Source organism: Pseudomonas sp. BP11-1-1 (assembly GCF_052112105.1).
Lineage (GTDB): Bacteria > Pseudomonadota > Gammaproteobacteria > Pseudomonadales > Pseudomonadaceae > Aquipseudomonas > Aquipseudomonas alvandae.
Window position 1 is genome coordinate 312,089 of the sequence record NZ_JAUTYU010000004.1, and the last position, 24,327, is coordinate 336,415.

Annotated in this window: 11 protein-coding genes (1 of these 11 running past the window's edge); 4 read left to right on the top strand and 7 right to left on the bottom strand. The window is 63.0% G+C overall.

From position 1 onward, the window contains the following. Positions 1–962: the start of a non-ribosomal peptide synthase/polyketide synthase gene (locus tag Q7C33_RS11130; RefSeq protein WP_407683392.1), read on the bottom strand. Its footprint begins 12,607 nt before the window's first position; the window shows 962 of its 13,569 coding nt (coding positions 1–962); it begins with the start codon at positions 960–962; the stop codon falls past the left edge of the window. Further along, positions 962–13,375 (bottom strand): non-ribosomal peptide synthase/polyketide synthase, encoded by a 12,414-nt coding sequence (locus Q7C33_RS11135; RefSeq protein ID WP_407683393.1) that lies wholly within the window; start codon positions 13,373–13,375, stop codon positions 962–964. Before Q7C33_RS11135 ends, Q7C33_RS11130 begins: the two co-directional genes overlap by 1 nt. A 479-nt stretch (positions 13,376–13,854) precedes the next feature. On the opposite strand from Q7C33_RS11135, the gene nirB reads away from it, so the two are divergent. From nirB to cobA, 4 genes are read left to right on the top strand one after another with little or no spacing between them, the layout of a single operon-like run. Then, positions 13,855–16,308: a nitrite reductase large subunit NirB gene (gene nirB, locus Q7C33_RS11140; RefSeq protein WP_407683394.1), complete on the top strand. Its 2,454-nt coding sequence runs from the start codon at positions 13,855–13,857 to the stop codon at positions 16,306–16,308. Then, positions 16,305–16,625: a nitrite reductase small subunit NirD gene (nirD, locus tag Q7C33_RS11145; RefSeq protein WP_030141942.1), complete on the top strand. Its 321-nt coding sequence runs from the start codon at positions 16,305–16,307 to the stop codon at positions 16,623–16,625. The genes nirB and nirD overlap by 4 nt, the downstream gene beginning before the upstream one ends. After that, a complete protein-coding gene (locus Q7C33_RS11150) occupies positions 16,622–19,339 on the top strand; it encodes a nitrate reductase (protein WP_323154568.1) in 2,718 nt (905 codons plus the stop codon). The genes nirD and Q7C33_RS11150 overlap by 4 nt, the downstream gene beginning before the upstream one ends. A gap of 10 nt (positions 19,340–19,349) precedes the next feature. Beyond that, the gene (cobA, locus tag Q7C33_RS11155) at positions 19,350–20,105 is read left to right on the top strand and encodes a uroporphyrinogen-III C-methyltransferase (RefSeq protein WP_198797255.1); all 756 of its coding nucleotides are present in this window, start codon (positions 19,350–19,352) and stop codon (positions 20,103–20,105) included. Between the two features lie 254 nt (positions 20,106–20,359). Here cobA and Q7C33_RS11160 read toward each other — a convergent pair whose 3' ends face one another. The 5 genes from Q7C33_RS11160 to Q7C33_RS11180 all read right to left on the bottom strand — a co-directional run bounded on the left by Q7C33_RS11160 (position 20,360) and on the right by Q7C33_RS11180 (position 24,315). Further along, positions 20,360–21,394: an OmpA family protein gene (locus Q7C33_RS11160; RefSeq protein ID WP_030141939.1), complete on the bottom strand. Its 1,035-nt coding sequence runs from the start codon at positions 21,392–21,394 to the stop codon at positions 20,360–20,362. 107 nt (positions 21,395–21,501) lie between these two features. After that, a complete protein-coding gene (gene sigX / locus Q7C33_RS11165) occupies positions 21,502–22,092 on the bottom strand; it encodes an RNA polymerase sigma factor SigX (RefSeq protein WP_025212681.1) in 591 nt (196 codons plus the stop codon). Positions 22,093–22,183: 91 nt separating this feature from the next. Beyond that, a complete protein-coding gene (locus tag Q7C33_RS11170) occupies positions 22,184–23,008 on the bottom strand; it encodes a mechanosensitive ion channel family protein (protein WP_003199523.1) in 825 nt (274 codons plus the stop codon). Between the two features lie 2 nt (positions 23,009–23,010). Then, positions 23,011–23,256: a hypothetical protein gene (locus Q7C33_RS11175; protein WP_014337331.1), complete on the bottom strand. Its 246-nt coding sequence runs from the start codon at positions 23,254–23,256 to the stop codon at positions 23,011–23,013. Between the two features lie 63 nt (positions 23,257–23,319). Next, on the bottom strand, positions 23,320–24,315 hold the full coding sequence (locus Q7C33_RS11180) for a zinc transporter ZntB (RefSeq protein WP_217859994.1): 996 nt from the start codon (positions 24,313–24,315) through the stop codon (positions 23,320–23,322). Positions 24,316–24,327 lie beyond the last annotated feature (12 nt).

Consider the following 24,327-nt stretch of genomic DNA (forward strand, 5'->3'; position numbering starts at 1 on the left):
ACGCCGACGCGGATCTGCGGTTGGCCGCTGTAGCGGTGCAGCAATGCCTGGAACGAGGCGAGCAGCACCATGAACAGGCTGGCGCCTTCACGCTGGGCCAGTTGCTTGAGGGCGCTGGCCAGTTCCGGCGCCAGCTTCACGTCCAGCCGCGCGCCACGAAGGCTTTGCACCGGGGGGCGCGGATGATCGAACGGCAGCTCCAGCACCGGTTGCTCGTCGCCGAGGGTCTGGACCCAATAGGCCAACTGGCGTTCGCGCTCGCCGGCTTCCAGCCAATGGCGCTGCCAGATGGCGTAGTCGGCGTATTGCACCGGCAGTTCCGGCAATGCCAGCGGCTGGCCGCCGGTGTCGGCGGCGTAACAGCGCACCAGTTCATCCACCAGCACGCGCATCGACCAGCCGTCGGCGATGATGTGGTGCTGGATCAACACCAGCACGTGGTCGTCCTCGGCGATTCTCAACAGCGAAACCCGCAGCAACGGTCCTTGGCGCAAATCGAACGGACGCGCGGTTTCGCCTTCGACGTAAGCCTTGATGCCCGCGTCCTCGCTGACCGATGAACCGATGGGCAGCGCCTCGACAGCGATGCTCAGGGGCAGGTGCCGGTGGATGACCTGTACGGCTTGCTCGCCATGCTCGGCGAACGTGGTGCGCAAGCTTTCGTGGCGCTCGACCAGGGTATTGAAGCTGCGCTCCAGGGCCGGCACGTCCAACTGGCCCTTGAGACGCAAGGCGCCGGGAATATGGTAGGCCGAACTGTGCGGGTCCATTTGCCAGAGGAACCACTGGCGCTCCTGGGCATAGGACAGCGGGATGTGCTCAAACCCGGAACGCACTTCGGGGATCGGCAGGTTGGCCGGCGAGACGCCCTCCTCCAGCATCTTCTCCAGGTACAGCCTGCGTTTGTCCAGCGGCAGAGTGATAAAGCGCTTGGCAACCCTCAAAGCAACACTCTTGTCCATCAGACTTCCTCCATTTCATCAAGCAGGGCGTCCAGCTTGTTCAGTTTTTCTTCATTGATTGGCCCGTCGGTGCTGTCGAATTGCGCGACGAAATCTTGCAGGACGGGGTGCTGGAACAGCAGTTGCGGGGTCAGGCTCAACCCCAGTTCGAGGGCCATGCGCGAGACGGCGGTGACCGCCAGCAGCGAGTGGCCGCCCAGCTCGAAGAAGTGATCGTTCAGGCCCACCCGCTCGACAATGAGCACCTGGGCCCAGATCGCCGCGACTTGCTGCGCCAGTTCGCTGACCGGCGCTTCGTATGCGCTTTGCGAGCGCCCGGCCTCGATGCCCGGCAGGGCCTTGCGGTCGAGCTTGCCGTTGGGAGTCAGCGGCAGGTGATCGAGGAACAGCCAGTGGGCCGGGATCATGTAGTCGGGCAGGTGTTCCTTGAGTCGGGCCTTGAGTGATTCGCGCAGTGTGTCGGCGTCCGCCGTGGCCACCACATAGGCGACCAACTGCTGCCCGCCCGGCCCTTCCTGGGCCAGCACCGCAACTTCGTTGACCTCGGGCTGCTGCAACAGCCGTGCCTCGATTTCTCCCAGCTCGATGCGGAAGCCGCGGATCTTCACCTGATGGTCGATACGGCCCTGGTATTCGAGCACGCCGTCGGCGCGATAACGGCACAGGTCGCCGGTGCGGTACAGGCGTTCGCCGGTGGTGGAGAACGGGTTGGGCACGTATTTTTCGGCGGTCATCGCGGCGCGACCGAGGTAGCCCCGGGTGATGCCGGCGCCGCTCAGGTACAGCTCAGCCGACACGCCTTGGGGCACCGGTTGCAGGTTGGCGTCCAGCAGGTAGCTGGCGGTGTGCTTGAGTGGGCGGCCGATGTTGGCCGTGCCGCCAGGGGTGCGGCGGGTCCAGGTGGAATAGGTGGTGTCTTCGGAGGGACCATAAAGGTCATAGACATGCTCAACCCCCTGTGGGAGCGGGCTTGCTCGCGAAGGCGTTCCCTCAGTTAGCCCATCATTGACTGACCCACCGCTTTCGCGAGCAAGCCCGCTCCCACAGGTGAGGGGTGTTGGGTAGAGAGCATCCACCAGGCTTTGCTTCAGCGGTTCACCGGCCAGGTTGATGATGCGCACGCTTTGCGGGATATCCCCGCTGCGCTGCAACGCGGCGATGGCCGAGGGCACGGTATTGATCAGGCGCACCTGGTCGCGGGCCGGCAGGTGCGGCAATTCCAGGGCGTTGCGGGCGATGATCAGCGAGCCGCCGTTGGCCAGGGTCACGAAGAGCTCCCATACCGACAGGTCGAAGCACACCGAAGTGGACGCGAGTACGCCTTGGATGTCGTCGCGGCTGTAGACGGTCTTGGACCAGTCGATCAGCGCCAGGACGTTGCGGTGGGCGATGGCCACGCCTTTGGGTTTGCCGGTGGAGCCGGAGGTGTAGATGACGTAGGCGAGGTTGTCTGGTTTGACCGCTGTGACCGGCTCGCTCAACGGATAGCGTGAAAGATCGAGCTGATCGAGCATCATCTGCTCGGTTCCAGCCGGAACCGTCAACGTCGCCGCCACGGCCTGCTCGGTCAGCAACACCCGCGCCCGACTGTCATCGAGCATGTAGGCCACGCGTTCGGCCGGGTAATCCGGGTCAAGCGGCACATACGCACCGCCAGCCTTGAGCACCGCCAGCAGGGCGATCAGCAATTGCTCGGAACGCGGCATCGCCACGCCCACGCGCACTTCCGGGCCGACGCCCAGTTCGATGAGCTTGTGGGCCAGGCGATTGGCGCGGCCGTCGAGTTCGCTGTAGCTCAGACGAACATGATTAAACGTCACCGCCAAGGCATCCGGCGATGCTTCGGCCTGACGAGCGATCAGTTGGTGAACGCAGACGTCCTGTTCGAACGGCGCATCCACCGGATTCCAGTCATGAGTCAGGCGCTGGTGTTCATCGAATTCCAGCATCGACAGTTCACCCAGCGGGCGCTCTCCCTGCGCGGTCATCTGCCCCAGCAACTGCACCAGATGCGCCGCCAATCGCTCCACGGTAACCGCCGAGAAACTCGCCCGCTGATAACTCATGTGCACCGACAACTGCCGCTCCACTCCCACCAGCAGCGTCAACGGATAGTTGGTCTGTTCCTGGGTGATTGGCGAACCAAAACGCAAACCGTCCGGCGCGCCCTGCTCCAAAGCCTCGGCTATCGGGTAGTTCTCAAACACCAGCAAACTGTCGAACAACGCGTCGCCGCCCTGCCCGGCCCAACGCTGGATATCCAGCAACGCGGTGTGCTCGAATTCGCGCAACGCGAGGTTCTGCGCTTGCACCGCTTGCAACCAACTGTCCAGCGACTGCTCTGCCCGAGGACTGGCGATCACCGGCAAGGTGTTGATGAACAGGCCGATCTGCTGCTCGATGCCAGGCAAGTCCCCTGGGCGACCGGCGACCGTCGCGCCAAACGCCACGGTGGGTTTACCGGTGTAGCGCTGCAACAGCAGCAGCCATGCCGCCTGCACCAGCGTGTTCACCGTGACTTTCGAAGCCCGGGCGAAGGCTTCCAGGCGTCGGGTCAGTGCTTCGTCCAGCACCTGCATATGATCGCCATAACCCACACCAGCGTCCGTAGGCTTACCCACCGCATCGGCCAACCGTGTCGGTGCTTCGAGGCGCATCAGCGCAGGCTTCCAGAACGCCTCGCTGGCCGCCGCGTCCTGGCGTTGCAGCCACGCGATGTAATCCCGATAACGTCCGCCGGACACAGCAACGGATTGCCCGCTGTAGCGCTGCAGCACCTCGCCAAGCAACTGCGAATTGCTCCAGCCGTCCATGAGGATGTGGTGGTGGCTGTAGATCAGGTGATAACGCTGCTCATCGAGACGTACGATCATCAGCCGCACCAGGGCCGGCGCGCTCAGGTGAAGTTGTTGGCGTTCAGCATCGGCCAGGGCCTGCAGGGTCTGGTCAGGCAGCGGATCATCGCGCAGATCGTGCAGGCTGTAAGGCAGTTCCAGATACTTGCTGACCACTTGCACCGGCGCCGGCAAATCGCCCTGCCAGACAAACCGCGTGCGCAGGATGTCATGGGCATCCACCGCCGCCTGCCAGGCCTGGCGGAAGCGTTCCGGGTCCAGCCCTTCAATGTCCAGGCGCAGTTGGTTGATGTAGTCGCCGCCCGCGTCGCCGTACACGCCATGGAACAGCATGCCTTGTTGCATCGGTGACAACGGATACAGGTCGACGATCTGCTCGGACGGCAGCGGCAGTCCATCCAGTTGTGGCTGGCTCAGGCTCGCCAGCGGGAAGTCCGACGGCGTCACACCGCTGTGCTCGCCCCGGCAGCAATGCTCGATCAGCCGCTGCAACTCCAGCGCATAATCGTCGGCCAGGGCCTGGATGGTGGATTCATTGAACTGCTCGCGGCTGAAGGTCCAGCCCAGGTTCAGTTCGCCGCCGAACACCTGGCCGTTCAAGGCCAGCGCATTGGCCAGCGGTGCTTCGGCGTCCAGCTCATCGCCGGCGCCTTCATCAGCCGGGATGAACAAGGCACCGTCGGCCTCGCTGAAGCTGGCGTCGAACTGGCCCAGGTAGTTGAAGGTCAGGCTCGGCGTCGGCAGCCCGGCCAGGATCGCCCGCGTCGCGTCATCTGCCAGATAAGCCAAGGCGCCGAAACCGAGGCCTTTGTCGGGCATCGCCCGCAGTTGCTCCTTGATCTGCTTGAGGCAATCGCCCAAGTCCGCCCGTGGCGTGAGCCGGGCCGGGTACAGGCTGGTGAACCAGCCGACGGTGCGGGTCAGGTCGACGTCGTCGAACAAGGCTTCGCGACCATGGCCTTCGAGCTGGATCAGCGCGCTGTCGTGGCCGGTCCAGCGCACCATCACCCGGGCCAGTGCCGTGAGCAGCAAGTCGTTGACCTGGGTGCGATAGGCCTTGGGCGCGTCTTGCAGCAGTTGCCGGGTCAACGCGGCGTCGAGTCGCGTACGCACCGTCACCGCCAGGCGGTTCTGCTGGCCGCCGGCAGGGTTATCCATCGGCAACGAAGCATCGACGTCTTCGAGCTGGGCCTGCCAGAACGCCAGTTCCTGCGCCAACCGGTTGCTGCGGGCATGCGCTTGCAGGCGCTCGGCCCAGACCTGCGCCGAGGTGGTTTTCAGCGGCAATCGCAGCACCGCTCCGCTGGACAACTGGCGATAGGCGCTTTGCAGATCCTCGAACAGGATTCGCCACGACACGCCGTCGATCACCAAGTGATGCATGGCCAGCAACAAACGTTGGCTGCCATCGGCCAGCGTCGCCAGGACCGCCCGCAGCAAGGGGCCCGCTTGCAGGTCCAGGCTGCGCTGGGCCTCGTTGGCGATGCCTTGCAAGGCCTGCGCATCAGGCGCGTCCACGGTCCAGAGCAAGTCTTCGGATTGAGTGTCCGCAGGACGGTAAACCGCCCTCCAGCCGTCGTCCTGCTCGGTGAAGCTCAAACGCAGGCCATCGTGATGTTGCAACAGCGCGCTCAACGCCTGGCTCAGGATCGGTGCGTCCAGGCGCTGGGTCGGCTTGAGCATCACCGCCTGGTTCCAGTGATGACGCTGCGGTATCGCCTGTTCGAAGAACACCCGCTGCACCGGCAACATCGCCAGCTCACCCGTCACCGGCCCCTGGTCGATGACTTGCGCGGCCTCGCCCTGGCGAACCACGGTCGCGAGCATTTCCAGGGTCTGGTGCTGGAACAGGTCCTTGGGCGTGAAATGCATGCCGGCCTGGCGAGCGCGGCTGACCACCTGGATCGAGACGATGGAATCGCCACCCAGCTCGAAGAAATTATCCCGCAGGCCGACGCGTTCAAGCTTGAGCACGTCCTGCCAGATCGCCGCCAGTTGCTGTTCCAGCGCAGTGCGCGGCGCCAGGTAGGCGTTCTGGGATTGGCTGGCATCAGGCTTGGGCAGGTTCTTGCGGTCGAGCTTGCCATTGGGGGTCAGCGGCAAGCGTTCGAGCAGCAGCAGATAAGCCGGGACCATGTGCGCCGGCAATGTCGCCTTGAGTTGCTCGCGCAGGTGCTCGGCGAAGTCTTCGCGGGAAGATTCTGCCGCCACCACATAGGCCACTAGACGCTTGCCGCTGCCGGCGGTGCCTTCCTGGGCCACGACCACCGCTTCGCGCACGCCATCAAGGGCTTGCAGGCTGGCTTCGATTTCACCCAGCTCAATGCGAAAGCCCCGGATCTTCACTTGGTTATCGATGCGATCCAAGTAATCGAACGTGCCGTCGACGCGCTGGCGCACCAGGTCTCCGGTGCGATACATCAGGCCGCCAGCGCTGAACGGATCGGCGACAAAGCGTTCGGCGGTCAGCCCCGGCCGGTTCAGGTAACCACGGGCCAATCCCGTGCCGCCCAGGTACAGCTCACCGGCCATGCCTTGGGGCAACAGGTTCAGGTCGGCATCGAGCACGTAGGCGCTGCGGTCGCCGATGCGGCTGCCGATGGGCGCGTAGGCAGCGCCACACGACACCTCGCGACCGGCCTTCCAGATCAGCGGTGTGACCACCGTTTCAGTCGGGCCATAACCGTTGATGATGTACTCGGGACGCAAGGCGCGCTTGACCCGTTCGAAACTGGCGTTGGGCACCGCGTCACCGCCGAAGCAGTAGATGCGCACCTTCGGCGGGTTGCCCTCGCGCTCGGCGTGTTCGGCCAGTTGTTGCAGGTACACCGGCGGGAACGCCACCACCGTCACGCCGTGCTCGTGCATGGCGTTGTATGTCTGTTCCGGGGTCCACAGGCTGTCATCGCGAATGAGCAGCGACGCACCGTGGGTCAGGCTGGTGAGCCAGCGCTCGTGGGCGCCGTCGAAAGCGAACGACATGAAATGGAATTCGCAATCGCTGTCGCGCATTTCATAACGCTCGCCAATGGCCTGGCAGTGCATCGCCAGCGGACCGTGGGCCACGCTGACGCCCTTGGGGTTGCCGGTGGAGCCGGAGGTGTAGATGACGTAGGCCAGGTTATGCGGGTCGAGTCGAACCGTTGGCGCGCTGGTCGGCAGCTCGCGCAGGTCGAGGCGGTCCAGCTCCAGCAACGGCAACGACTCATCCACGGGCAACTGCGCCGATACCGAGGAGTCGCTGATCAGCAGCGCCAACCCGGCGTCCTTCATCAAGTACGCCAGGCGTTCACGGGGGTAGCTGACGTCCAATGGCACGTAGGCACCGCCGGCCTTGAGCACCGCCAGTAGCGTGACGATCACCCCTTCGCTGCGCGGCAGGGCCACGCCAACGCGGGTTTCCGGGCCGACGCCGCGGCTGATCAAGGCGTGGGCCAGTTGGTTCGCGCGCCGGTCGATCTCGCCGTAGCTGAAATGTCGGCCATTGAAAATCACCGCCGTGCGCTGCGGGCGATCGGCCGCCAGCGTGGCGATCCGCTGGTGCACGGGAATGTCCACCGGGTACGACTGCGGGCGGTTGTCGGCCTGTTGCCGGGCGTGTTCGACGCCGTTGGCCAAGGCGATTTCACCCAGGTTGCGCCCGGCGTCCTGGCTGAATTGTTCGAGCAGGTGCAGCAGATGAGCACTGATGTGATCAATCATTTCGTCGGCGAACTGCCGGCGCTCGTAGCTGTAGTGCAGCGCCAGTTGTTCACCGAGGGTGACCGCGACGCTCAGGGCATAGTGCGTCTGCTCACGGTTGGCAACGTCGCCGAACGTGACAGCGCTGCCGGTGCCTTGCTGCAAGGCCTGGGCAATCGGGTAGTTCTCGAACACCAGGAGGTTGTCGAATAGCGCCTCGCCGCCCTGCCCGGCCCAGCGCTGGATGTCCGCCAACGGCGTGTGCTCGAAGTCCCGCAGGCTCAGGTTCTGTGCCTGCACCGCTTGCAACCATTGGCCGACCGTCTGGTCCGGACGCGGGCTGCCGATCACCGGCAAGGTGTTGATGAACAGGCCGACCTGCTGCTCGATGCCCGGCAGATCCGCCGGCCGACCGGCCACGGTCGCGCCAAACGCCACGGTCTGGTGACCGGTGTAGCGTTGCAGCAACAGCAGCCAGGCCGCTTGCACCAACGTGTTGACGGTGATTTTCTGCTGGCGGGCAAACGCTTCCAGCGCTTGGGTGCGCCGCGCGTCGAGCGTCAGGAAATGATCACCGTGGCCGCTCTCGCCACCGCCCGAGACGGCGCGGGCGAGTCGGGTCGGCTCCTGCAACGAGGCCAGTTGTGCGCGCCAGAAGTCCTGGCTGAGCTGGCCGTCCTGGCGTTGCAGCCAAGCGATGTAATCGCGATAACGTCCAACACTGCTGGCCGGCACGCGCCCGCTATAGCGCTGCATCACCTCGCCGAGCAACTGCGAATTGCTCCAGCCATCCATCAGGATATGGTGATGGGTGTAGATCAGGTGCCATTGTTCGGCGCCGGTCCGCACCAGCACCAGGCGCAACAGCGGCGCCTGGCTCAAGTCGAAACCTTGCGCGCGCTCGGCCTCGGCCAGTGCGGCGAGGGCCTGGGCCGGGTCGGCCTGCTCGCGCCAGTCCAGCACGGTGAACGGCAACTGCACCTGCTTGTGGACGATCTGCAGCGGTTGCGCCAATTCTCCCTGCCAGACAAAGCCGCTGCGCAAGATGTCTTGCGTCGCGACGGTGGCCTGCCACGCCGCACGGAACCGCTCGGCATCCAGGCCTTGCACGTCCACCCGCAACTGGTTGACGTATTCGCCGGCCGCCTGCTCGTACAGCGTATGGAACAACAAGCCCTGCTGCATCGGCGACAGCGGGTAGACATCGTCCAACTGACCGGCCGGCACCGGCAGATGATCGAGTTGCGACTGGGTGATCCGCGCCAGTGGGAAATCCGACGGCGTGGCTTGCGGTTCAGCCAGGTTGACGCAATGGTCGATCAGCGCCTTGAGCTCGACGGCGTATTGATCGGCCAGTTGCTGCACGGTCGCGCTGTCGAACATCTCACGGCTGAAGCCCCAGCTCATCGCCAGCTCGCCGCCATGCACCTGCCCTTCCACCGTCAGCCAGTTGGCCAACGGTGCCGTCGGGTCCTGGGCGACGCCACTGCCTTCGCCGGACGGCACGAACAGCGCCGCTTCATCGAACTGGCGGTCGAACTGGCCGAGGTAATTGAAAGTGATACGCGCAGGCGCCAGGTCCGCCCACTGCGCTCGCACCGACGGCGCCGCCAGATGACGCAGCACGCCGTAGCCCAGGCCCTTGTCCGGGACGCCGCGCAGTTGCTCCTTGATGGTCTTGATCGAGCCGCCGAGGTCGCCGGTGGCGGTCAGCTTGACCGGGAACAGGCTGGTCAGCCAACCCACCGTACGGGTCAGGTCGATGTCGTCGAAAAGGTCTTCGCGGCCATGGCCTTCGAGTTCGATCAATGTGCCCGGCTGCCCGCTCCAGCGGCTGATGGTGCGGGCCAACGCGGTGAGCAGCAAGTCATTGACCTGGGTGCGATAGGCCGCGGGGGCCTGTTGCAGCAATTGCCGGGTGAGTCCGGCCTCCAGGCGCCATTCGATCTTCGCTCCATGGACGTTCTGCAGGCTGCCCTGCGGGCGTTCACATGGCAGGTCCCGCGCGCCTTCGTGCTGGGCTTTCCAATAGGCCGACTGATCGTCGAAGCGCGAGGCTTCGGCATTCAGCCGCGCGGTCCAGCTCTGGAACGCGCTGGTCTTGGCCGGCAACGTCACGCCGCCTCCCGCCGCCAGTTGCTCGTAAGCTTGCTGCAAATCTTCCAGCAGCACCCGCCAGGACACGCCGTCCACCACCAGGTGATGGATGATCAGCGCCAGCCGCTGGCTGCCGTCGGCCAGGTTTACCAGCAGGGCGCGCACCAGCGGCCCGTCTTGCAGATTGAGGCTGCGCTGCGCCTCGTCGCACAGCGCGTTCAACTGCTCGATGGATCGGGCATCGCGTTGCCACAGATCGGCGCTTTGCAAAAGCGGTCCATGGCTCTGCCGCCAGCCGTCGGCGTCTTCGACAAAGCGCAGGCGCAAGGCATCGTGATGGTTGATGACGCAGGTCAGCGCCGCGTCGAGCCGTTGTGCGTCCAGCGGTTCCCGTGGGGTCAGCAACAGCGACTGGTTCCAGTGCGCGCGGTCCTGCATCGCCTGGGCGAAAAACTGCTGCTGGATCGGCCCGAGCACGGCATCGCCAGTGACCGGCCCTTGGTCCAAGGCACTGTGGCTGTCACGGCGAGCCACCGACGCCAGGCTGCGCACGGTCTGGTATTGGAACAGGTCACGGGGATGAAGATGGATACCGGCCTGTCGCGCGCGGCTCACCACTTGGATCGAGATGATGGAATCGCCGCCCAGTTCGAAGAAGTTGTCCTCGAGGCCGACACGCTCCACCCCGAGCACGTCCTGCCAGATTTCAGCCAGGGCGGTTTGCAGCCCCTCCTGCGGGGCGACGAACGCTTGCCGGGGCGCGGCGTCCGGTTGTGGCAGGGCCTTGCGATCGAGCTTGCCGTTGGCGGTCACCGGCAGGCAGGCCAACGGCATCAGGTAGGTCGGCACCATGTACTCCGGCAGACCGGCCAGCAGCCAGGCCTTGACGTCCTGTTGCCACTTCTCGTGCGGGTCGCTGTTTTCCAGCACCAGATAACCCACCAGATACTTGCCGTCCTGCACCAGCACCACGGCCTCGCGCACCCGCGGATGTTGCACGAGGCGGGTTTCGATTTCGCCGAGCTCGATGCGCAGGCCGCGCAGCTTGACCTGATGATCGAGGCGGCCGAGGTATTCGATCACGCCGTCGGCGCGTTGGCGCACGCGGTCGCCGGTGCGGTACAGGCGTGCGCAGTCGTGGAACGGGCACGGCACAAAACGCTCGGCGGTCAGCGCCGGACGCTGGTGATAACTGCGCGCCAGCCCCGCCCCGCCCAGGTACAACTCGCCCGCCACGCCCCACGGCACCGGCGACAGATCGGCATCGAGCACGTGGGTGCGCAGGTTGGCGATGGGCTGGCCGATCGGCACGCAATCGGCGCCTTCGTCGACGCAGGTCCAATGGGTCACGTCGATGGCCGCTTCGGTCGGACCGTACAGGTTGTAGAGCGCGGCGTCCGGCAGTTTGGCGAAGACCTGCTGCTGCGCATCCAGCGGCAACGCTTCACCGCTGCAGACGATGCGCTTCAAACCTTCGCAGGTTTCCACGCCCGGCTCATGGATGAACGCCTGCAACATCGACGGCACGAAGTGCAGCGTGCTGACGCCATGACGGTTGATGGTGTCGATCAGTTGCCGCGGATCACGATGGGCACCTGGCGCGGCAACCACCAATCGCGCCCCGGTCATCAGCGGCCAGAAAAACTCCCACACCGACACGTCGAAGCTGAACGGGGTTTTCTGCAGCACCGCGTCGCTGTCGTCCAGGCCATACGCTTGTTGCATCCAGCACAAGCGGTTGACCAGAGCCGCGTGGCTGTTGCCGGCGCCCTTGGGTTTGCCGGTGGAGCCGGAGGTGTAGATGACGTAGGCGAGATTCAGCGGATCGACCGTCACGTCGAGGCGACTGTCGTTGTAACCGTCGAGCCAACCGTCGGGCTGGTCAAGCGCGATGAGCTCGATTCCCTCGGTCGGCAACCCCGCCAACAGCGAACGCTGGGTCAGCAGCAAGCCGATGCCACTGTCCTGAATCATGTAGGCCAGGCGATCCTGCGGATATTCCGGGTCCAGCGGCACGTAGGCGCCGCCGGCCTTGTGGATCGCCAGCAGGCCGACCACCATTTCCACTGAACGCTCGACGCAGATGCCAACCAGGCTGTCGGGCCGCACACCGCGCCCGAGCAGCAGATGGGCCAGTCGGTTGGCGCGGGCATCGAGCGCTGCATAACTCAGGCTTTGTTCGCCGAACAGCAACGCCGGGGCGTCCGGGGTGCGCGCCACCTGGGCTTCGATCAGTTGGTGCATGCACAGCTCGGTCGGGTAGCGTTGGGTCGTGGCGTTCCAAGCGTGGACCAGCGTGGCATGCTCGTCGGCGTCGAGCAGCGGCAGCTCGCCGATACGTCGGGTCGGTTCGGCAATCATCGCCGTGAGCAATCGCAGCCAATGCCGCGCCATGCGCGCGATGGTCGGCGCTTCGAACAGGTCCTCGGAGTACGTCAGCGCGGCGTGCAACGTGCCGGCTTTTTCATAGGTGTCCAGGGTCAGATCGAATTGGGTGGTGCGGGTCTGCCACTCGATCATGCCCAATTCGAGGCCGGACGCCGTGCGGATCGTGGTGACATCCGCCACCTGGGGTTGATGGTTGTACATCACCTGGAACAGCGGCGTGTGGCTGAGGCTGCGCTCCAGCTTCAACGCGTCGACCAGGCGTTCGAACGGCAAGTCCTGATGAGCCTGGGCACCGAGCGCGGTCTCTTTGACCCTGCGCAGCAATTCGTCGACCCGGGTCTGGCCATCCAGTTCGGTGCGCAGCACTTGGGTGTTGACGAAAAAACCGATCAGGCCTTCGATTTCATCCCGGTTGCGGTTGGCGATGGGCACGCCGACACGGATGTCCGATTGGCCGCTGTAGCGATGCAGCAGCACGTTGAACGCGCCGAGCAACAGCATGAACAGCGTGACGCCCTGCTGCCGGGCGGAGCTGCGCAGTTGCTCCGCCAACCCGCTGTCGATAGCGAACTCATAACGGCTGCCACGGTAGCTCGGCACGGCCGGGCGTGAGTGATCGGTGGGCAACTCCAGGACGGGGTGCTCATCGCCCAATTGCGCCTGCCAATACGCCAGTTGCCGCGCCTGCTCACCGGCCTCCAGCCAACGGCGCTGCCACAAGGCATAGTCGCTGTACTGGATCGGCAAATCAGGCAGTTGCGGCGACACGCCGGCTTCATGGGCGTCATAGCAGCGGATGAACTCGTCGATCAGCACGCTCATCGACCAGCCATCGGAGACGATGTGGTGCAAAGTCAGCAGCAGCACGTGCTCCTGCGCATCGAGCTTGAGCAGTTCGACCCGCAGCAAGGGGCCATTCGACAGATCGAAGGGCCGCATCGATTGTGCTTGCGCAGCCTGGCGCACCGCTTGCTCGCGCTCGCCTGCCGGCAAGTCACTGAGGTCCTGTCGCTCGATCATCAGGGGCGCATCGGTGGGCACTTGCAGCAGGCTGTCGTCGGCCTGGCGCTGGAACACCGTGTGCAAGGTTTCATGCCGGGCCACCAGGCTGGCGAAGGCCTGTTCCAGCGCGGGCAGGCTCAACGCCCCCTTGAGCCGCACCGCCCCAGGCAGGTTGTAGGCGCCGCTTTCCGGGTCCAGTTGCCAGAGAAACCACATGCGCCGCTGGGCGTAGGACAGTGCCTGGCGATCCTCGGCTTCGACGCCCTGGGGAATGGGGAAACGGCTGAAGTCCACGCCCTCCTTGTCCAGCGCGGCGAGGAACATCTGGCGCTTGTCCAGGGGCAGCCCGATAAACCGGCGAGCAAGTTTCAAGGCGTCTTCAGCATTCATTTCTGGGTATCCGGAATCAGTGGGCACAAGGCACAAAGGCATGTCGTCCCTATGAAACGAACGCAAACCGGAAAAATTAGCGATTGGGAATAAGTGTCAGCAGGCGCTGATCGACCGGGATCCAGGCCCGTGCGCAATGCCCGCTCGCCTGCCATTACCAAGCCATCGGGCCCGACGCTCCATTACTGGGCAATACGCTTTGATTCGGTGCAATAAATCCCCCTGCACCTCGGCCAACCTGGGGATCGGCCAGTAGATCCAGGCGCCCGAGTCACTTGGCACAACCACTGCATAACGTCCATCAACATACATTTGGCAACGCCTTCAACGATGAGGGCGGTGCTTCCCGAGAGAACGGGACCAGGACAAAGGCGTCCTCGCTAGTTTTACTAGCGAGACGCCTTTTTTTGTTTTCGAAAAAATTGCCGAGCCAGCCTGACCGCCGTGATGAGACAGGCCTGAGCCCGCGGAGAACCCTGATGAAAAAACTCAAACTGGTGATGATCGGCAACGGCATGGCCGGGGTTCGAACCCTCGAGGAACTGCTCAAGCTGAGCAACGAGCTCTATGACATCACGGTGTTCGGTGCCGAGCCCCACACCAACTACAACCGCATCCTGCTCTCGCCCGTGCTGGCCGGTGAGCAGACGTTCGAAGAGATCGTGCTCAACGACCTGAGCTGGTACCTGGACAACAACATCAAGCTGCTGCTCAACCGCAAGGTCGTGGAGATCGACCGGGTCAAGCGCCGCGTCATCGCCGAAGACGGCAGCGAAGCCGAATACGACCGCTTGCTGATCGCCACCGGCTCCACGCCGTTCATCCTGCCGATCCCCGGAAATACCCTGGACGGCGTGATCGGCTACCGCGACATCGCCGACACCCAGGCCATGATCAACACCGCAAAGACCCACAAGCACGCGGTGGTGATCGGCGGTGGCCTGCTCGGCCTGGAAGCCGCCAACGGCTTGAAGCTGCGCGGCATGGACGTGACCGTCGTGCATATCGGCGAATGGCTGCTGGAACGGCAACTGGACAAGACCAGCGGCCAATTGCTGCAGACCGCCCTGGAAAGCCGTGGCCTGAAATTTCGTCTCAGCGAGCAGACCCAGGCCCTGCACGACGCCGGCAATGGCCGGGTCGGCTCGGTCCAGTTCAAGAACGGCGACATCATCCCCGCCGACCTGGTGGTGATGGCGGCCGGCATCCGCCCCAACACCGAACTGGCGGAAAAAGCCGGCCTCCCCTGCAACCGCGGGATCCTGGTCAACGACACCATGCAGACCTATGACCCGCGCATCTACGCCATCGGCGAATGCGCCAGCCACCGCGGCACCGCCTACGGCCTGGTGGCGCCGCTGTTCGAGCAAGCCAAGGTCTGCGCCAACCACCTCGCGCAACTGGGCTTCGCCACCTACAAGGGCTCGGTGACGTCGACCAAGTTGAAAGTCACCGGCATCGACCTGTTCTCCGCTGGCGACTTCATGGGCGGCGAAGGCACCGAGACCATCACCCTTTCCGACCCCATCGGCGGCGTCTACAAGAAGCTGGTGATCAAGGATGATGTGCTGGTCGGTGCCTGTCTGTACGGCGATACGGCGGATGGCGGCTGGTATTTCCGCCAGATCCGTGAGAATCACGCCATCAGCGAGATCCGCGATCACCTCATGTTCGGGGAAAACGCCCTGGGCGACGTAGGACACCAGGGCCAGGACAAAGCCATGAGCATGGCCGACACCGCCGAAGTCTGTGGCTGCAACGGCGTGTGCAAGGGCACCATCGTCAAGGCGATCCAGGAACACGGGTTGTTCAGCGTCGATGACGTGAAAAAACACACCAAGGCCGCCAGTTCCTGCGGCTCTTGCGCCGGCCTGGTGGAGCAGATCCTGATCAACACCGTGGGCGGCGCGGCGGACGTTAAGCCGAAAAGCGAAAAAGCCATCTGCGGTTGCAGCGACCTCAACCATGGCCAGATCCGCCAGGCGATCCGTGACCAGCACCTGCTGACCATCGCCGGGACCATGAGCTACCTGAACTGGCGCACCCCGAATGGCTGCGCCACCTGCCGTCCGGCCCTGAACTACTACCTGATTTCCACCTGGCCCGGTGAAGCCCACGACGATCCACAGTCGCGCCTGATCAACGAACGCGCCCACGCCAACATCCAGAAAGACGGCACCTATTCCGTGGTCCCGCGGATGTGGGGCGGCGTGACCAACCCGTCCGAACTGCGGCGCATTGCCGATGTGGCCGACAAGTACAACGTGCCCATGGTCAAGGTCACTGGCGGTCAGCGTATCGATTTGCTGGGCATCAAGAAGCAAGACCTGCCCGGCGTCTGGAAAGACCTCGACATGCCGTCCGGCCACGCCTACGGCAAATCCATCCGCACCGTGAAGACCTGTGTGGGCAGTGAGTTCTGCCGCTTCGGCACGCAGAACTCCACTCAGTTGGGGATCGAGCTGGAGCACGACCTGTTCAACATGTGGTCGCCGCACAAAGTGAAGCTGGCGGTCTCCGGTTGCCCACGCAACTGCTCGGAAGCGGGCATCAAGGATGTAGGAATCATCGGCGTCGATTCCGGCTGGGAGATGTACATCGGTGGCAACGGCGGGATCAAGACCGAGGTCGCCGAGTTTTTCGTCAAGCTCAAGACCGCCGAAGAAGTGCGCGAATACAACGGCGCTTTCCTGCAGCTCTACCGCGAGGAAGCCTTCTACCTCGAACGCACCGTGCATTACATGCAGCGGGTCGGCATGGAGCACATCAAGAAAGCCGTGCTGGAAGACCCGGAGCGGCGCAAGGCCCTTCACGAACGCCTGAAGTTTTCCCTGTCGCTGGAACAAGACCCTTGGAAACAGCGGCTGGAGCAACCCCAACTGAAAAAAGAGTTCGAGGTCATCCCCGTGAAGAACTTGGAGGTGCCAGCATGAATTGGCTGGATATCTGCGCGCTGGATGAAATCAACGCCCTGGGTTCACGCATCATCCAGGGGCCGAAAGGCGATATTGCGATTTTTCGTACCAGTGACGATGAAGTTTTCGCACTCGATGACCGCTGCCCACACAAGGGCGGTCCGCTGTCCCAGGGCCTGATCTACGGCAAGCGCGTGGCCTGCCCGCTGCATAACTGGCAGATCGACCTGGAAACCGGCCTGGCCCAGGCACCGGACGTGGGTTGCGCCCATCACCACTCGGCCCGGGTCGAGAACGGCCGGGTCATGCTGGCCCTGCGGGAAGCAAGCTCATGAGCCGCCAGACCACAGCCTCGACCTGCTGTTACTGCGGGGTCGGTTGCGGCGTGTTGATCGAGCATGACGGCGAGCGCATCCTCGGCGTCAGCGGTGATCCCGCCCATCCGGCCAACTTCGGCAAATTGTGCAGCAAGGGCTCGACCCTGCACTTGACCGGCGACCTCGCCGCCCGCGCCCTGTATCCGGAACTGCGCCTGGGCAAAAACCTGGCCCGTGGACGCACCGACTGGGACAGCGCGCTGGACCATGCCGCGCATGTTTTCGCCGAGACCATCGCCGAGCATGGCCCGGACAGCGTGGCGTTCTACATCTCCGGCCAATTGCTGACCGAGGATTACTACGCCTTCAACAAACTCGCCCGGGCCTTGGTCGGCACCAACAACATCGACAGCAACTCTCGGCTGTGCATGTCTTCTGCCGTGGTGGGCTACAAACGCAGCCTCGGCGCTGATGCCCCACCCTGCAGCTACGAAGACTTGGAACTGAGCGATTGCGTGATGATCGTCGGCAGTAACATGGCCTACGCCCATCCGATCCTGTTTCGTCGCCTCGAAGAAGCCAAATCCCGCCGTCAAGAGATGAAAATCATCGTCATCGACCCCCGGCGCACCGACACCTGCGACCTGGCGGACCTGCACCTGGCGATTCTGCCGGGCACCGATGTCGCGCTGTTCCATGGGATTTTGCATTTGTTGCTGTGGGAAGACTGGATCGACCGCAGCTTCATCAAGGCTCACACAGAAGGCCTCGCGGACCTGAAGAACCTGGTGCGCGACTACACGCCCGCCATGGTCGCCCAGCTCTGCGGCATCAGTGTCGAGCAACTGCACCAATGCGCCGAATGGATCGGCACCTCACCCAGTTTCCTGTCGCTGTGGTGCATGGGCCTGAACCAATCCACCGCCGGCAGCGCGAAAAACAGCGCGCTGATCAATCTGCACCTGGCCACCGGCCAGATCGGTCGGCCGGGTGCGGGACCGTTCTCGTTGACGGGCCAACCCAACGCCATGGGCGGTCGGGAAACCGGCAGCCTGTCGAACCTGCTGCCGGGCCATCGCGAAGCCGCCAACCCGGAACATCGCGCTGAAGTGGCCGATTACTGGGGCGTCGACCAACTGCCCGCGACCACCGGTTTGAGTGCGATCGAACTGTTCGATCAGGTGCGCAGCGGCAAGATCAAGGCCCTGTGGATCGCCTGCACCAACCCGGCGCAGTCGATGCCGGACCAGGCCGCCGTGCGCGAGGCCCTGCAAGCCTGCCCGTTCGTGGTGTTGCAAGAGGCCTTCCGCACCACCGAGACCGCCGCGTTCGCCGACCTGCTGCTGCCCGCAGCCAGCTGGGGCGAAAAAGAAGGTTCGGTGACCAACTCCGAACGGCGCATTTCCCACGTTCGCCGGGCAATCAACGCACCGGGAGAAGCGCGACCGGACTGGGCCATCACAGTGGATTTCGCACAACGCCTGGAGAAACGCCTGCGCCCGGGGCAATCCAGCCTGTTCGCCTTTGACGCTCCGGCCCAGTTATTCGATGAATACAAGCAACTGACCCGTGGTCGCGACCTGGACCTGTCCGGGATCAGCCACGCGCTGATCGATCAACTCGGCCCCCAGCAATGGCCCTTCCGCGAAGGCGCCACGGTCGGCACCGCCCGTTTGTACGTGGATGGAATTTTTCCTACCGAAAGCGGCCGCGCCCGATTTGTCGCCGACCCTTATCGCGCCGCCAAGGAATTGCGTGACGCCCGCTATCCGCTGACCCTGAACACCGGTCGCTTGCGTGACCAGTGGCACGGCATGAGCCGCACCGGTACCGCTGCGCAGTTGTTTGGCCATGTGAACGAAGCGGTGCTCAGCCTGCACCCCGACGAATTGACTCGCCATCGCCTGCAAGCCGGTGATCTGGTCAGCCTCAAGAGCCGTCGCGGCAGCCTGATCGTGGCCGTCGACAGCGACGACAGCGTGCGCCCCGGCCAGGCTTTCTTGCCGATGCACTGGGGCGATCGGTTTCTCAAGGGAGGGGTGAACACCCTGACCCAGCCGGCGTTCGATCCACTGTCCAAACAGCCAGAGCTCAAGCACAGCGGCGTACGCCTGGAAGCTGTAAACCTGCCCTGGCAACTTTTCGCGCTGGTCGAAGGCGATGTCCAACAACATTTGGAGACGTTGCGCCCGCTGTGTGAGGCGTTTGCCTACGTCAGCCTTAGCCTGACCGGTCGCGAACGTCCGGCGTTGCTGATTCGCGCCGCCAGTGCCGTTGCACCCGACCCACAACTGCTGAAGGCAATCGACGAACAACTGGGGCTGATCGAAGGGCCGGTATTGGCCTACGACGATCCGCGTCGCGCCATCGGAAAACGGGTGCGGATCGAAAACGGGCGTATCACCGCCATACGCCTGGCCGGCGAAACCCTGGCTCGGCATTGGCTGCAGAACCTGTGGCTGGAAGGTCGTGCCGACGAGCAACTGCGGCGTTGGCTGCTGGCGCCGTTGAGCGCGCCACCGGGCAACGCCGGCGCCGCCGTGGGCGGCGGGAAGACGCTGTGCAACTGCATGAACGTCAGCCAGCGCGCAGTGTGCGCGGGTATCGAGCGCGGCCTGGATTTGCAGGGCCTGAAAAAAGAACTGGGCTGCGGCACGCAGTGCGGTTCCTGCGTACCGGAAATCAAGCGCCTGCTGGTTGCCACCGCGCAACCGGTCGCCGCGATATCGTGAGGAAAACACTATGAACGCAAAAGTCTGGCTGGTCGGTGCGGGTCCCGGCGACCCTGAATTGCTGACTCTCAAAGCCGTGCGCGCCTTGGGCGAAGCCGACGTGGTGTTGATCGATGACCTGGTCAACGACGCGGTGCTGGAGCACTGCCCCGATGCGCGCATCATCGCCGTGGGCAAGCGCGGCGGTTGCCGCTCGACCCCCCAGGCGTTCATTCACCGGTTGATGCTGCGTTATGCCCGCCAAGGCAAATGCGTGGTACGCCTCAAGGGCGGCGACCCGTGCATTTTCGGCCGGGGCGGTGAAGAAGCGCAGTGGCTGCGCGAGCATGGCGTTGAAGTGGAACTGGTCAATGGCATCACCGCCGGCCTCGCGGGGGCGACCCAGTGTGACATTCCCCTGACGTTGCGCGGCGTTGCGCGGGGCGTGACGCTGGTCACCGCCCACACCCAGGATGGCAGCAGCCTGAACTGGCAAGCCCTTGCACAGGGCGGGACAACGCTGGTGGTGTACATGGGCGTGGCGAAACTGAGCGAGATCCGTGAGCAATTGCTGGCCGGTGGCCTCGCGGCGGATACGCCCGTGGCCATGATCGAAAACGCCTCCCTGCCCCATCAACGCGACTGCCGCAGCAACCTGGCCTCGATGGAAACCGATGCCGGTGCGTTTCAACTCAAGAGCCCGGCGATCCTGGTGATTGGCGCGGTGGCCGGTGCTGCCGAATTGGCCACCTCGCCTTCTGCCTTCGCGCAGGCTTCAATCCTCTAAAAGACAACCCCAAAACCTGTGGGAGCGAGCTTGCTCGCGATAGCGGTGGTTCAGTCACACATACATTGACTGACACACAGCCATCGCGAGCAAGCTCGCTCCCACAGTTGGATCTGCGTACGCCGGGGGAGATAAGTCGGCAGAATGGTCGCCTCCGCGAGCAGGCTTGCTCCCACAGGTTTTATGTTCCCTGTATAAATCCCAGGCAAAGAAAAACCCGGCCTAGGCCGGGTTTTTCCAAAGCTTCGGGCTAATTACTTAGCTTGGGCTTCAACCTGCGCTTCTACGCGACGGTTAACTGCACGACCAGCTTCAGTGGCGTTGTCAGCTACTGGGCGGGATTCGCCGTAGCCAACAGACTGAACGCGGGACGATTCAACACCGTACTGGTTGGTCAGAACTTGCTTGACGGCGTTTGCACGACGCTCAGACAGTTTCTGGTTGTAAGCGTCAGGACCGACGGAGTCAGTGTGACCTTCAACAGTGGTGCTGGTGGATGGGTACTGCTTCATGAAATCAGCCAGGTTCTTGATGTCGCCGTAGCTGTTTTCTTTAACAACAGACTTGTCGAAGTCGAACTTGACGTCCAGCTCAACACGTACGACTTCAGCAACAGCTGGGCAGCCATCAGCGTCAACGGTTACGTTGGCTGGGGTGTCAGGGCACTTGTCGACGTTGTCGCACACGCCATCGTTGTCGCTGTCGGAGCAGACTTCAGCCGGAGCTGGAACTGGAGCAGCAGCAGGCTTGGAGCCGCCACCGAAGTTCACACCGATACCGACGCTAGGAGCCCACTCGGTGTCGCCCTGGTCGATGTTGTACTGAGCTTCAACGCCGGCACGGGCGTAGAAGTTGTCGGTGAAATACAGCTTGGCGCCGCCACCAACGTTGGCGAAGGTAGAACGGTTACGACCGTTGCTGCCATTCTGGTCGATGCTCTGGTCCGAGAAACCGGCAGAGACGTAAGGACGCAGCATGTCGCCTGGGTTGTTGAAGTGGTACAGAGCGTCCAGAGCGGTGTTCGCGCCCTTGACGTTAGTGCCGTCTTCGGTACGTGCGTTGTGCACTTCGTCGTAGGCCAGACGCAGTTCAACGTCGTCGGTCAGGAAGTAACCAACCGAACCGCCGAACAGGTTGCCGTTGTTCTTGAAATCACGAGCGCTGTCGAACATTTCTTTCTTGGCGAAGCCTTCGATTTCAACTGCGCCTTGGCCTTGTGCCAGAGCGCCGAACGAAGTGGCAGCAATCAAAGAACCAATGGCAAAGCCCAAGGTGTTTTTCAGTTTCATCCGTTAAATCCCCATCTGGTGATTGTGAAGCAGTCCCGCAAACCGGGGGACAACTCGGCGGCAAGTCTATCAGAACTTGCCTACACGTAAGAGATATTTGCGCCGAACTAAGTTTCGGCAATGCCTGCAAATTTCTCACGCAGCTTGTCAAGAGCGCGCTTGTAACGCATTTTTGTCGCGCTCAAACCCATATGCATTATGTCTGCGATCTCCTGGAATTCCAGTTCTGCGACAAATCGTAGCACCAGAATTTCCCTGTCGATCGGGTTCACATAAACTAGCCAGCGATCGAGTCCACCCTTTTCCTCGGGCTTAGGCGCCTTTTCTTCAGACGCTTCCTCGAGAGGGTCAAGGCTCAACGCGTCCATCAACCGACGCTTTCGCCGTTCCTTGCGATACTGCGTGATGCATTCGTTGTAGGTGATGCTATATAGCCACGTCTTGAACTTCGATTTCCCCTCGAAGTTCTTCAAGCCGTACAGCACCTTCAACATCACCTCCTGACAGACATCATCAGCATCGCGATCGTTCCCAAGATACCGTGCACAAACGTTAAATAATGTTCTCTGGTAACGCCGCATCAGTTCTTCGTAAGCGCGTGTTACGTGGAACAGTTCCGTATGCGCGCGCGCAACCAACTCCTCATCGGAGAGATCACGGGGGTCGTAGCGCGTGGATAGCGATTGGGGTTTGTTCAAAACAAGTCGGGCCGACAGTCTAGGTCAATGTGCGCCGCAATCTGCGATGACAGGCATTTTGCGGCGGCATACATTAGCAGGATTTGCCGGGTTAGCGGCTACTCACATGCTGTTCCAGCAGGATCCGATTGGAAAGCGACACCAACTCGCCCTCCTCGGTCAGCAATGTGGTTTTCACCGTGCCGATCTCTTCGATCTGGCCTTCGACCTCGCCAACACGCACTTGTTGCCCAACCTCATACAATTCACGCACATAGATTCCCGCAAGAATCTGACCGGCAATTTCCCGGCTTCCCAACCCCATTGCCAGCGCGACCGCCAGACCAACGGTAATCAAGACAATCACGATCACATGGTTGAGCAGGTCTGTCTTGACCTCCAACTGACTGATCGCAACCGAAATACTGATGATGATCACCAGGCCCTGGGCGATTCGCCCGACGCCGGCGGCGTAATCCAGCCCAACCCCCTCGGCCGCGCCGCGTACCAGCCCATTGGCCAGTTGCGCCAGCAAGACACCGACCAGCAGCACCAGCGCGGCACCGAAGACCTTCGGCAAATACAGCGCCAGCATGTCGAGGGTCGCCGAAACGCGCTCCAGTCCAAGGGACTCAGCGGCGGAAACCAGGAATATAAGCAGGACAAACCAATAGACGATCTTGCCCACCAGCGTCGAGATTGGCACCTGGATGCCGCCACGGGACAACAGTTTGGTCAGGCCGGTGCCGCCCATCAGGCGATCGAGGCCCAATTTGGCGAGCAGCTTGGACAGCAGCGTGTCCAGCAGCTTGGCCACGACGAAGCCCAACAACAGCACCACCAGGGCGCCGAACAGATTGGGAATGAAATTAGCCACCTTGGTCCACAACGCGGTCATTGCCGTGACGAGGCTCTGGGTCCAGAGATCGAGTTCCATATTCAGTCAGCCTTATCAGCGGTGCGAGTAACAGGTTTGCGACGGGAAACCGGCGAGACGTGGGCCGACCCGTTGTTCAGGGCGATCATCAGCGCGGGCAGCCAACGGCCCAGCAGGCTGAACAGATCGCCAGCGCCGACCTGGCGGTTGGCGGTTTTGAGTACACGGCCCAGACAGGCGTCATCGTCACGGCTGGACGGCGAGGCCTTGAGCATGTCGCGCAGAGACTGTTCAAACGGATCGTGCATACGCACCTCTCGTGATGTCTGTGGAAGACGCGATCAAATTTCGCCGGGTCACATGAAATCCCATCACACCCAACGCAAACGGCGGAACAGCCACCATTGTCCCAGGGCCACGCAGGCCATCAGCAGGCAGGCGACGATGAAGCCGTAGGGGCTTTCGGAAAACGGAATGCCGCCGACATTGATGCCCAGCAGGCCGGTGAGAAAACTCATCGGCAGGAAAATCCCGGTGATGATGCCGAAGCGGTACATGGTGCGGTTCATGCGCACCGAAAGACGCCGGTCCTCGGCCTCCAGCACAAGCCCCACGCGCTCCCGGGTCAATTCCAGCTCTTCGAGGTAACGGGTCAGGCTGTTGTTCAATTCATTCCAGTAGTCGCCGTCGTCCTCGACAAACCAGGGCAACTTGATTCGCGACATCTGCCCGAAAATATCCCGTTGCGGCGCCAGGAATCGCTTCAGCCCGGCGGCCCTTCGGCGGATGTGCAGGATGGCGTCATGCTCGGGGGTATACCGTTCGTCGGTGTCGAGTTTTTCTTCCTCGCCATCGACGATTTCAGACAGGCACGTCACCAGGTCCTGCACTTTGTTGGTCAGGTATTGCGCCATATAAAGGATGAGTTCCGACGCCGTCCTGGGTCCCTTGCCCTCGGCCAGCTCCGCCAGCAGCTCGTCGGTGGCGCGCAACGGCCGCAGCCGCAGGGAAATCACCCGCTGGGCGGCGGCGAAGATGCGCACCGAGACCATGTCTTCCGGCTCGGCGCCCGGATTCAGGTTGATTCCGCGCAGAAACAGCAGCAGCTCGGCGTTGGGCAGCGGCAGCAGGCGGGGACGGGTGTTCTCCTCCAGCAGCAGGTCGCAGTTGAACTCACTCAAGCCACTGGACTTGCGCAACCACGTATGGGTCTGCGGATGACTGCGATCCCAATGCAGCCACAGGCTTTCGTGGGCCTGCAGTTGCAGATCGTCAAGTTCGGTCCGGGCTATCGAACGCGCGCCGCCTTTTCCATCCAGCACCAGGGCATGCACCAGCCCCCATTGCGCGTTTTCTTCCTCGAACATCCTCATCCCTTA

Coding starts and splice junctions, on each gene's coding strand:
- Q7C33_RS11180 (WP_217859994.1), bottom strand. CDS start 24,315: ATGTTCGAGGAAGAAAACGCGCAATGGGGGCTGGTGCATGCCCTGGTG.
- cobA (WP_198797255.1), top strand. CDS start 19,350: ATGAACGCAAAAGTCTGGCTGGTCGGTGCGGGTCCCGGCGACCCTGAA.
- Q7C33_RS11150 (WP_323154568.1), top strand. CDS start 16,622: ATGAGCCGCCAGACCACAGCCTCGACCTGCTGTTACTGCGGGGTCGGT.
- Q7C33_RS11135 (WP_407683393.1), bottom strand. CDS start 13,375: ATGAATGCTGAAGACGCCTTGAAACTTGCTCGCCGGTTTATCGGGCTG.
- nirD (WP_030141942.1), top strand. CDS start 16,305: ATGAATTGGCTGGATATCTGCGCGCTGGATGAAATCAACGCCCTGGGT.
- Q7C33_RS11175 (WP_014337331.1), bottom strand. CDS start 23,256: ATGCACGATCCGTTTGAACAGTCTCTGCGCGACATGCTCAAGGCCTCG.
- nirB (WP_407683394.1), top strand. CDS start 13,855: ATGAAAAAACTCAAACTGGTGATGATCGGCAACGGCATGGCCGGGGTT.
- Q7C33_RS11160 (WP_030141939.1), bottom strand. CDS start 21,394: ATGAAACTGAAAAACACCTTGGGCTTTGCCATTGGTTCTTTGATTGCT.
- Q7C33_RS11170 (WP_003199523.1), bottom strand. CDS start 23,008: ATGGAACTCGATCTCTGGACCCAGAGCCTCGTCACGGCAATGACCGCG.